The organism is Bacteroidales bacterium, assembly GCA_014860575.1.
In the GTDB taxonomy this organism is placed as follows: Bacteria; Bacteroidota; Bacteroidia; order Bacteroidales; family JAAYJT01; genus JAAYJT01.
Genome location: JACZJK010000032.1, coordinates 86,794 through 98,477, shown reverse-complemented (window position 1 = coordinate 98,477; position 11,684 = coordinate 86,794). Strand labels below are relative to the sequence as shown.

The window sequence follows — 11,684 nt, the reverse complement described above, 5'->3', positions numbered from 1 at the left end:
GGGTTATTTCACCCTATCATGAAGATGATCCCTCCTTTTCAGATCATCCGCACATAAAAGAGTTAGCCGAAAACTACAACCGGCTGCTTGAATTATTCTCCCAGGCTTACAATCACACGCTTACACCTTTCTGATTTTCATCGCTGAGTAGCAGCCGGCCAGCTTTACCCCTGCTGAAATTTTACAACCATGCATCAATTATCCATAAATTTTGAGACCGCCGGCCACGAGCCACTAACACCGGCGCCAACAGCCCGCCAGTTGCGATCCATGTACTACGAAAACATGATTCAGGCTTCAACCCTGAACAGGGAATTAAGGCGCCAGGACACCGCACAAAGAAACGCAGAGGCTAAAGCCTGGGAATCGAAAATGGATACCTGGGTGCCGGAAGATCAGAAGGCAGAGGATCATCTGGACCTGATCACCGCAAAAGCCGACAGAGGCAAACCACTTTCAAAAACTGATCTCAAAATTATTGAATCCTTGTTTCTCCCTGATATTCTGCGCAATACGTTAATACCCGAAGTATCATGACGAATTCTACCTGCAATTCCATCCTGAAACTGACACCAAAAAAATTCTGTAACTCACAGAATAACAGGTCTATATCACCCTTAATAAACTATTTGAAAAGCTGTACCTATGTTGTACCTACTCAAGAAAAAAGCCTGCAATCACTTGATATACAGGCTTATATAGTTATATCCGTTGTCCGACTAGGGCTCGAACCTAGACTCTTCTGATTCAGAGTCTGTGTATGAAGATTGTCAACATATATGAACACTTGTGGACATTTGACATCACTCTGTTATACAAGCATATAAAGCTGCTGGAACTTGTAGCATCTTGACTATCATTTATCGTCATTTATTTCAGTGGTATGCTAAAAAGTATGTTTATTAAGGGTCATAAGAATAGCCGCTAATATCGTTTTTTAAGGTTAAAATTCAACTTGTGTACCTTTGCGCCCCAAAAAAAAATTGACTTATTGATGACAGAAATTCTTAGTTTGTTTAGATCAAAAATTAAAAAAGCAAGAATATGAACTATAAAATGAACATCGTACTGGAGAACCGGACTCCAAAGAGCAATGGAAAATTCCCAATCAAGCTGCGGATCACCTCTGGGAAAAAGCAACGCTATTTTAATCTCCCCATGTCCAAAACTAATAATATTCTTTTTGAAGCTTCAAAGGAAGAGTGGCTGAGAATCCAGACTCAAAGCCCCAGAGGAAGTCTTCATGATATCAAACTATTGATTCCAAAAGTGTTGGAAGAAGCTCAGAAAGAAGCCCAAAAGATACAACCGTTCTCATTCGAGGAATTCAGAGATAGATTTTATGGGCAGGGTGAAGTAAAAAATCTCTTTGGATATTTCGGGAAATTCATAAAGGAATTGACAGATAATGGACGGGTATCAACAGCACAAAGTTATCAAAGTGCTTACAATAGCTTCAAAGGGTATGATCCGGGCATGGACTTTAACAAGGTCACACCCGATTATCTTACACAGTATGAAAACTGGTTTGTCGCCATACCAGAAGCTGAAGATAAAAAACCTCGCTCCGCGACAACTGTCGGGATCTATTGTCGATGCCTTCGTACAATATTTAACCTTGCAATTTCAGATGGTGTGACAACCAATTATCCCTTTGGCAGGGGTAAATTCACTCCACCAGCCGGTTCCAATATCAAAAAGGCTCTGGCCCTGGATGACATTAAGAAAATAATAGATTTCGAGACTGTTTCAGGTTCACCAATGGACCAGGCACGCGACCTTTGGATTTTCTCCTACTTTTCAAACGGCATGAATTTTAAGGATATATGTAGTATCCGGGAAAAAGACGTGAAGATCAGTGATGGTGAAACCACGATTGAGTTTGTCAGGGCCAAAACTCAGTTAAGCACAAAAGGCAATCAGAAAAAAATAGAGGTGCTGCTTGTAAAGAAAACTGAAGCAATCATTGAAAAGTGGGCAAAATTCAAGGGTGACCCCGAAAACTACATCTTTCCTTTTTTCAAGAAAGGATTTTCACCGTTACAAAAACGAACTGCTGTTCAAAACCTGGTAAAAACCACAAACAAGTATCTCAGTAGAATGTGCGTGGATTTTGGCCTCGAAAAAATTACCACCTATCATGCCCGCCATTCCTATGCTTCCATCTTGAAGGAAAGCGGAGCGCCGGTTGAGTTTATCAGCGAATCCCTCGGACATTCTGACATAAAAACAACCGATAATTATCTTAAATCCTTCAGTATTAAGCATAAAAGGAAGTGGGCAGAGGCATTGAGGGGTCAATCAGACGATCCAGTTCCTATTAAACAAGATAATTCGGAGTTGAATATAATTAATTGAGCATTTATGTTTTTTCTATTTTTTTATCCTTTATTTTCTGAGACGTATATTTATAATTGTATTGAGAAATTAATGATTATGATTTAAAGGACTGATTTACAGATAAATAATAAGACTAATTAACATCAATATCTTACAAACGTATTTATAAAAAACTGATTAACAGCGCTTTCGAAATTATGGACTTTAAACTTATTCCAGCATCTCCACCATAACTGCATAGACCAGATTTAGCCACTGAGCAGCATTGTTCGTTCTTTGAAATATTTTTTACAAAAAACTGCTAACCAGAATTTAACAACTGATATAATTTCCATTTTACTCAAATACAAATTTTTACAACCAATTTTTATTTCAATTCATTTTATTACCCGCTATTCAATGCCAATGCCTTCTTCAATCTCACCAACGTACAAATTTTTCACCAGTACACATCCCCACAAATTCAATTACCTTTTTTTATTACTAACCTTCAACAAAAATCTCGCACAGCTCAGGCGTTACATCAATAAGCCGATGCGAGGGGTTGTCAAATAAACAGCCTAATATTTGCTACAATCATCCTAACGCCATGATTGCATGTATTTTATTAAATTTCTTTTATTATGAAAAAAAAGAAATCATTTGAAATTTTAGAGTTGCTCTCTAAGCTGACAATCAGCATTGAGAAAATAGAGCAACAACTGGCAGGCTCAACCAGCACAAACGAGCCGGAATATTTGTCTATCGATGAACTAGCAAAATTAACAGGACTTAGTAAAAACACGATTTATCAAAAGCGTTCGAGGCGTGAAATTCCCGCCTACAAATTTGGAAGGGAACTTCGATTCAAGAAATCTGATCTTAATACCTGGATGGAAACTAAGAAACATCCGATGTTGAACTTATTACAGGAGGTAAAATGACCCAAAAAAAAATTGAAAATCAATTAATTGTTACTACAACCCCGTTGTTGCCCATTGAGGGCTTCCCTGAGTTTATCCAGGAATTCATAACAACATGTACATCAACTTACCAAACCCCACGTGATTATTGGGCAAGTGGTGTTATTATCGCTACAGCGCTTGGCATTGGCGATAAGATTGTGATTAAAACCAAGTATACTGATGCGCCAATACTTTGGCTGTGTAACGTCGGCGATGTTTCAATCGGCAAAACTGAGCCGCTGAAGTTATGTCTGCAATATTTTGAGCAGAAGGACAATGCATCAATCTCGACCTACAACAAGGCGATTGAAGACTGGGAGAGGACTCAGAACGGGACGGACACAAGCAACGGAACGGAAAGACCCCGTTGTTTTCAATACATTTTAAAAGATGCCACTCCGGAAGCTATGGCTGAGGTGCATTCGGTTAATTCCCGTGGAATTATTTATTACCGGGACGAACTGAAGGGATGGATTGATGATTTTGGACGATACAACAAAAGCGGTGAGCAATCGAACATGCTTTCTTCTTTTAATCAGGTGTCTATGCCCTATAATCGCAAAGGCTCGGCCAGAATTACAAATATTCCGAAACCATTTATTCTGGTTGCAGGTGGAATACAACCGGACTTACTTCCTACCCTGGCTAAAGATGCACGGGCAGAGAGTGGTTTTCTGGCAAGGTTTGTATTTGCCTTTCCTGATAATCCTGTAAAACCAAATTATAGCAAGGATGTTGTTCCGCCGGAACTATTCCAGCAGTTTGGATTATTCCTTGAATCTTTGGCAAAAATCCCTGAAACCATAACCCTGAAGCTGGGAGAAGAGGCAGAACTTTACTATGCCGAATGGTTTAACCACAATGCAGAAACTTCAAATGCAACAGAGATCGGATACCTAAAGGGTGTTTACGGAAAATTCGACATCATCTGCATACGCATAGCAATCGTAATCCGAGGAATGAACATGTTTTTCAATTCCGAAACATCAGACGAGATTACATTTGAGGAGATGAAGGCCGCAGTTGATATCACCGAATATTTCCGGGCAACAGCCCTAAAAGTCTATGACAGGATTTTTGGTGAAGGAAAGTTACCCCCAATCAACCGGGCTCAGGTAATCCGCTATCTCGTAAATGAAGCTGGGTTGCCTAAAACCGAGGTAGCAAGACTTCTTGGTGTAGAAAGACCAACAGTATATCGGGCGCTCAAATAAACCAAAGTGATACAGTTGTGTTACATGCAAAAGCCTTGCCTGACCTGGGTTTGGACTGAATGTAACATGTAACACAACGTATTCTTTAATTCAATAATTATTAAGTATGTTATTATTTATTATAAAACAAAAGGTACATGTTACACCGGCATTTACGCATTCAATATTAGTCAGTTAAGGTGTTCACCAGTGTATCACCAAAATGCAATAGCAATGTTAAACGAATACAGTAAAAATGAGAAATGAACTCAATTATCCAGGGCAAACGGATTCAACAGTTTGCCACTCTTCCATTGATGAAATGATCGCAAGGTTTGCGCTTGCCCTACCAAAGGAAAACGGTACTGAAATTGGCGCAACCGAATTAAACGAGGAATTAAAAAACAAGGGAAGATTTATTGAACCGGAATTATCTGATGAATGCCTCGATAAAATTATAGAATTAAAGGCAATAGCTGAAGGCATCGGAGAAAAGATCATCGAACATGCTCCGTTTACTGAAAAACCGGAATTCAAGATCAAATATCAAAAAGAGCTTAATCACCAGCAGCTTACAGCTGTTACAACCACTGACAGACCAATGCTTGTTATTGCAGGCGCGGGCAGTGGTAAAACACGGGTGATAACCTACAAGGTGGCTTATTTGATCGAGAACGGGGTGCCTCCCAGTGAAATCTTATTGCTGACTTTTACACGGAAAGCGGCAGACGAAATGCTTGGCAGAGTTGAAAGCCTCCTGACAGAAACTGCTGTCGGCAATGTGTTGGGCGGTACTTTTCACCGCTTCGCCAACTATGCGCTACGCAGATGGGCTTATCTTATTGGAATCCCGAACAATTTCACAATTATTGATACTGAAGACACTGCCGATATTATTGATCTGGTAAAAAAAGAGTTAGGCATAACGGGAATGAAGGATGGTCCGGCATTTCCAAGGAAGGGGAAAATACAGAAGATAATTTCGAGAGCCAGAAATCTGGAGCGTTCAGTTAAAGACGTAATAACCGAATTTTTTGATGAAAACCTTGATTATGTTGAAGAAATCGAAATCCTTGACCAGGCCCAGCAAAAATACAAAGCAATGTCGAACCTGCTTGATTACGACGATTTAATGTTGGTTCTCAGAGATAAGCTTCGGGACAACGAAGAATTCCGGAGTCGGATTCAGCAGTCAATCAAGTATGTTTTGGTTGATGAATACCAGGATACAAATAATGCTCAACGGGAGATTGTTGAGTTACTTGCTGGGGAAAACGGCAAAGTAACAGTGGTGGGCGATGATTCACAAAGCATTTATGGTTTCCGGGGAGCAAATTTTGAGAACATTTTAAGGTTCCCGCAAAGCTTCCCCAGTTGTGGGATAGTTATGATGGAGCAAAACTACAGAAGCGATCAGGGCATTTTGAACTTCTGCAACGATGTCATCAGCAACGCTCGCTTGGGCTTCAAGAAAAAACTCTTCGCAGAGCGTGATACTGGTAAAAAACCAATAGTCAGAAGATTTGCTGACGGACAGGATGAAGCAGAATTTATTGTTGACACCATGCTTGAATTGCGGGAAAACGAACTCGACTATGAAGACTTTGCCGTTCTGACAAGGGCAAGCTGGCACTCAAACTATGTACAAGCGGAACTTCAAAAAAGAGGCATCCCTTATATTGTAGTCGGCGGAATTAAGTTTAGCGAGCGTCGGCATGTCAAGGACCTTATGGCGATGATAAAAATTACTGAAAATTCCCTTGACGCTTTGTCATGGCACAGGATTTTAAAACTCATCGAAGGTATTGGCGAATTCAAAGCAAGAGAAATTGTTGATCAGATTCATCAAAATAAGGGCGTTATAGAGCTTTCCAGGTTTTCAAAGCGCATGTATTATCCCGAACTTGAAAGGCTTCAGGCCACACTGAATCAGGTTATAGAAGGCAATTTCACCGTATCACGGACAGTTGAAATTATGATTAACTATTACAAACCGATTCTGAAGCAGATAGAAGATGACTATGCCTCGCGAAACAAGGACCTTGATATTTTTGCCATCATTGCCGGGAAATACGACGACATGAGAAAATTTTTGACCGACTTTGCACTTGACCCACCATCAAACCGGTACCAGGATGAAAATACACCCATGACAGAACCTGATGAAAAACCTATGGTTATCAGTACCATTCATTCTGCTAAGGGTCTTGAATGGCATACAGTTTTCCTGCCATTCGCACTTGACGGACTGATCCCATCGATAAAAGCATTGGAAACAATCGAAAAGCTTGAAGAAGAGCGCCGGTTATTTTATGTGGCTTGTAGCAGGGCTATGGAGAATCTGTATATTACAATGCCAGCTTATGTTCCTGTTTATGGAGCAGTTTTTACTTTGCCGACGAGATTTCTTTACGATGTTGAAGAAAGTCATTATGAGGTTTTGAATTAAAAACCATGCTTGGTAGGTATGAATAATATCAGGTGATCGTTTCGCAGTAATGAAATAGCATTACAAGTAAAGCTCGGTTAGAGTAAAAGACTGACCGGGTTTTTTATAATTATTTATATAATAGTATGTTATCTTCTAAAGTAACGCTGATTAAGTCTCCCTTCCAATGTTTAGCAACAAGTGCTTATTTCAGTAAGTAAAATTTAGCCTTACATTGCAAATGTGTTTATATTTGCTTTTCATACGCCATTATAAAACTAAGCTACCTGTCCAATACTTCCAACTCCAAAATGAAGCAACGAATTGCCGGTTACATTTTTGACAACTTGTTTCCCTTGTTTGAACCCAAATCAAGTGAAAGCAGAGCTTTTGGGAAGCTGGCAAACTGGTTGTCTCATTTTCAGATTAATTCCAAGACCCACTTTGAACAAACACCACCACAATATTCTCCAGGCCTTGCTGTACTGGTAAATCTTATTCAAAGGGGTCAACCTACCCGGCTCAATCTTTATGCTTTACAGGAAATGGTAAAGCGCAGCTCATTGCTAACAATTGACCATGACAATCTGGTAAGCATTAATGCAGGTTTCAAGGATAACAATAAAGAAATTGCAGACCAAGTGTTGAGAAGCCTGCATATCATTGATCCAAGGCTAAACCGAAACACTCTTGCTAAAACCTATCACCAATCATGGGAGAAGCTGGACAGTCCGTTTGAAGAAGGATTCCTTTATAAGAAACTTCCTTCAGCCCTGGGTTCAAAATTGCAGAACAATGCGGATTTTATTCTGCAATTAATGGCTAAACAAAGGAGTATTACTTCGATTACAGTAGACGCGATAAATAAGGAGGGCTTAACAGAAAGGGTAAGGAATAATTTCCAGGACCAAAGAACCGATTTTTCCATTGAATTTCCTTATCATCAAGATAACAAGCCCAGGGGGATTGTTGTTGAAATAGACGGCACACAACACAACAACGACAGCCAAAGATACCTTGACACAGAAAGAAATAAGGCGGTAGCTTATTCAGGTTGGCATAATACCTTACGAATTAGCACAGCAGACTTTACCAATACTCATCTGGAGCAAAAGATTATTAATCTTTTGCTTCCTGCAATCTCAAACCTTTACATCAAGGTCTGTTATGAGAACTATTGTAGAACTCTATTGGACAATGGATTAAAACAGGAAATACTTGAAATCTGCTTAATCCCATTTGCCATCGCGCGAATTCAGTTGGCAATCATTGAATCGCTGGCTCGTGGATTTTTGACTTCCAACTCCAAAGCTTTTAAACTTGCAGTATTAGAACGAGATGTACCCTTTGCCAGGATTGCACTTGATGATTTGCTGAAGCTTGTAGAAGTTTTAAACTCACTTACCGAAAAGCCTATTGAGCTACCTGAAATAGACTTGCATGTTTTCAACACAACCGAGTTTGCAAAAAGCAAGTTTCAAATTGTAAAGTGCCGGTTGGTTGAAGAATTTGATAAAAACGAGAGATATGATCTGTTGATTGATCTTGCAGTACTCGAAAGAGATCAGAGTCCTCCAATTATAGCATGTAATGCCACTGAAGTAATTTCTATCAGGTCTGTACACTATATTGAGACCCAGCGAAAGGTTCAAACCCAAGACTTAATTAAATACCGGCGATTTTTCAGAAAAATTGAAAACACTGATCAGTGGGTTGTTACGGATAAGATTATTGAGGGCAGCTTGCAGTATTTGTTGCAATCTATCTTCAGAAAAAAGGATTTCAGAGATGGGCAGCTTCCCATTTTAAACAGCTCATTGCAGTGCAAAAGTGTTATCGGACTGTTGCCTACCGGCGGTGGAAAATCTCTGACCTACCAGTTATCAGCGTTATTGCAACCAGGTATCTGCCTGGTCATTGATCCCATACGTTCTCTTATGAAAGACCAGGTAGATGGCTTAAATCGCAATCTAATTGATAACTGCATTTACATCAACTCTACCCTACAAGGGGAAGCGAAACGAAGTGCAATGCGGCGACTGGCTGAAGGAAAAGCACAATTTGTCTTCGTATCGCCGGAAAGGCTCCAAATGGAGGATTTCAGAACCATATTGGAGGATTTGTATAAGTCCAATATTTTCTTCAGCTATTGTGTTATTGACGAGGCTCATTGTGTATCTGAGTGGGGCCATGATTTCCGTACAGCATATCTTAGACTAGGTGAAAATGCAATAAAATACTGCAAAACCAAAAATCTGGAAAGCCTGCCATTATTTGGGCTTACTGCTACTGCTTCCTATGATGTGCTGGCCGACGTGCAAAGGGAGCTGTCCGGTAATGATGAACGCAACCGATTGCCCGAAGATTCAATTGTAAGGGCTGAATTTACCAAACGGCATGAACTACAATACCTGATTGAAGAAGTTGACTTCCCAGAAAAAGAATTTGAAAACATCTGGGGTTTAAAAAATGAACTGGGTAAGCGCAAACAGCAAAGAGCCTTGCAGTTGGTCAATGAAATACCATATACAATAATTGACTTCCTCACAGATGAATCCAAAATCTTCAGCAAAGATGACTGGGAAAAGAATGAAAAAAAAGAACAGCATTCTTTTCAGGAGATGCAGTTAGATGAATACAACCCTAACCTGTTTTACCTTGATCAGCAGGCAGCGCTGATTTTCTGTCCGCATACAAAAGGGATTTTTGGAGTTACTGATAAGTTTAAAGTAGATAAAAACGGCAACCCTGTAACTCCCAGAGAAGGCTATTTTGATGTGCTGGAAAAACTTGAAAACATCAAAGCAGGTTTTTTTATCGGCAGTGGCGATGACTCTTCGGTTTCTTCTATCATTCAGGAAGGATCTTTTAATAACCAGGATAAATTCATCAACAATGATCTGAATCTGATGGTAGCCACCAAAGCATTTGGCATGGGTATTGACAAGGAGAATATCAGGTTTACCATTCATACCAACTACCCTGGTTCCATTGAAAGTTTTGTACAGGAAGCTGGCCGGGCAGGAAGAGATAGGAAGCTGGCCCTCTCTTACATTCTATTTAATGATCAGCAGGTTTATCTAAAAAAAGAAAAACAAAACATTGAGCATGATCTTGAAACCAATATGTATTTCCATCTCAATTCTTTTAAAGGTGAGTTGAAAGAATTGACTGTATTGGACGAGCTACTTAATGAAATATACCTTCCCGATCGAACTTTTGAACTGGAGAATTTAATAAACAATGAGTTTGATATAGAAGTCAAGTGTAACTATTGGGAAGGTGGTCATGCAAAAAACCTTTATATTGAACTTGGGTATGATCAGCCATTGGGTTATTTGGACCTGAACACTTTAAGTGGGTATACAAATTATCTTAAAAAGGGTCACATTCAAGTCAATAGTGTCAATCCTGAGCTGTCTGAGCAAATTTGGCCTTTAATCAAATCGTATATTGATTCCTTGAACTTGACTGAACTAGTTCATTTGTGGTTGCAACGAAGCGACACAAAAATTGGTATCGAAAGAATTCTTCAAAGCAATCGCCTCGGTGAGAAATTTAAACTTACAGTAGGTTTTTACAACAACACTAAAGAACGGGTAGAATTTATTACCAAATGGCTGAAGGAAACTGTGCATAAGTTTTTTAAAGAAGAGACTGTTCGCACTATGAAGTCAAACAGCAACGATGCCGATGCATTTATAGAACAGGTATGTGAACATTACAAGAAATTCACAAAGGGAAAAGAGATTGATTTTACTAAACACTGTCTGGCTAGAGATAAAATAAAGAAACTTCCATCTGGCACTGCTAAACGTAGGTTCATGGAAAAGTACAACGGGTACCGCGACAAAATGGATACGGAAAAAGCCATTTACAGGCTTTCCACATTAGGGATTATTGATGATTATACAGTAAACTTCTCTTCCGGAACCTTTACACTCTATGGAACAAAGAAGAATAAAACAGATTACTTCAAACACCTTAAAGCATACCTGCTAAAATATTATTCAGAAACAAGCACAAATGCACGTTTAAATAAACTGGACGAAATCCAGGAGCCCACAACCCTGCGGCAGTACCTGAATTTTCTTGTTCACTTTGTATATGACAATATCCGCACAAAAAGACAGCAAGCCATTCAGGACATGAAAAAGGCTTGTCGTGAAGCCCTCAACCAAAAAGAAAATGGGCCTGTTTGGTTGAAAGAGTTTATTGATTTGTATTTCAACTCAAAATACGCAAGGGATGGATATACGTATACTGACATTAGGGGGAAGGTGGTGGTAGCTTCTCTTACTGACCTCACAGAAAAAGGTAAAATAGACAAACTGGACTTTGTTTGGTTTTTTATGAATGTTATGGATGAAGACCGTAGTGGGGGCAGCCAGATTGATAATATTAAACACTTGCGCGGGGCTTGCACAAGGATGACAACAAGTATCCTTGAACCCATGTTCTGCATTGAGATGCTTCATGCTTTTGCCCTGTATATGCTCGAATTTCGCACACGTAGATATCTTGAAGAGGCTGAAGCTCATCTGTTTGAGGCATTTTCTATTTATCAGGAAAAACATCCTGAAATGGAAGAGAAAGACATCAAAAAAGTCTATGACCGTTTTGTTAAGGAAGTGAAGGAAAGGAATCCTCAGCTTCAGTCCTATCTTGACAAAAATAAAATGGAGTTCGATTTCGATTCCGTCATGATCAAAAAGTATCTTTTGGCATTAAAGACAGCAACCAGCACAATAAAGAATTTGAACCAAATACTTCAATAAT

General features: G+C 39.5%; 6 protein-coding genes. All 6 read left to right on the top strand.

Features of this window, described 5'->3' with window-relative positions:
- Window positions 1-189: 189 nt before the first annotated feature.
- The 6 genes from IH597_08935 to IH597_08910 all read left to right on the top strand — a co-directional run bounded on the left by IH597_08935 (window position 190) and on the right by IH597_08910 (window position 11,683).
- On the top strand, window positions 190-537 hold the full coding sequence (locus IH597_08935; protein ID MBE0662578.1) for a hypothetical protein: 348 nt from the start codon (window positions 190-192) through the stop codon (window positions 535-537).
- A gap of 507 nt (window positions 538-1,044) precedes the next feature.
- Window positions 1,045-2,358, top strand: coding sequence for a site-specific integrase (locus IH597_08930; protein ID MBE0662577.1), 1,314 nt, complete (start codon window positions 1,045-1,047; stop codon window positions 2,356-2,358).
- Between the two features lie 605 nt (window positions 2,359-2,963).
- Window positions 2,964-3,263 (top strand): helix-turn-helix domain-containing protein, encoded by a 300-nt coding sequence (locus tag IH597_08925; protein ID MBE0662576.1) that lies wholly within the window; start codon window positions 2,964-2,966, stop codon window positions 3,261-3,263.
- Window positions 3,260-4,498, top strand: a complete 1,239-nt coding sequence (locus IH597_08920) for a DUF3987 domain-containing protein (protein MBE0662575.1) — start codon at window positions 3,260-3,262, stop codon at window positions 4,496-4,498. The genes IH597_08925 and IH597_08920 overlap by 4 nt, the downstream gene beginning before the upstream one ends.
- Window positions 4,499-4,733: 235 nt before the next feature.
- Entirely contained in the window at window positions 4,734-6,926 is a 2,193-nt protein-coding gene (locus IH597_08915) for an ATP-dependent helicase (protein ID MBE0662574.1), read from the top strand.
- Between the two features lie 290 nt (window positions 6,927-7,216).
- Entirely contained in the window at window positions 7,217-11,683 is a 4,467-nt protein-coding gene (locus IH597_08910) for an ATP-dependent DNA helicase RecQ (protein MBE0662573.1), read from the top strand.
- Window position 11,684: the final 1 nt, after the last annotated feature.

What these genes read in the sequence shown, in the direction of transcription:
- IH597_08910 (MBE0662573.1), top strand. Translation starts at nt 7,217, where the DNA reads ATGAAGCAACGAATTGCCGGTTACATTTTTGACAACTTGTTTCCCTTG.
- IH597_08925 (MBE0662576.1), top strand. Translation starts at nt 2,964, where the DNA reads ATGAAAAAAAAGAAATCATTTGAAATTTTAGAGTTGCTCTCTAAGCTG.
- IH597_08920 (MBE0662575.1), top strand. Translation starts at nt 3,260, where the DNA reads ATGACCCAAAAAAAAATTGAAAATCAATTAATTGTTACTACAACCCCG.
- IH597_08915 (MBE0662574.1), top strand. Translation starts at nt 4,734, where the DNA reads ATGAGAAATGAACTCAATTATCCAGGGCAAACGGATTCAACAGTTTGC.
- IH597_08935 (MBE0662578.1), top strand. Translation starts at nt 190, where the DNA reads ATGCATCAATTATCCATAAATTTTGAGACCGCCGGCCACGAGCCACTA.
- IH597_08930 (MBE0662577.1), top strand. Translation starts at nt 1,045, where the DNA reads ATGAACTATAAAATGAACATCGTACTGGAGAACCGGACTCCAAAGAGC.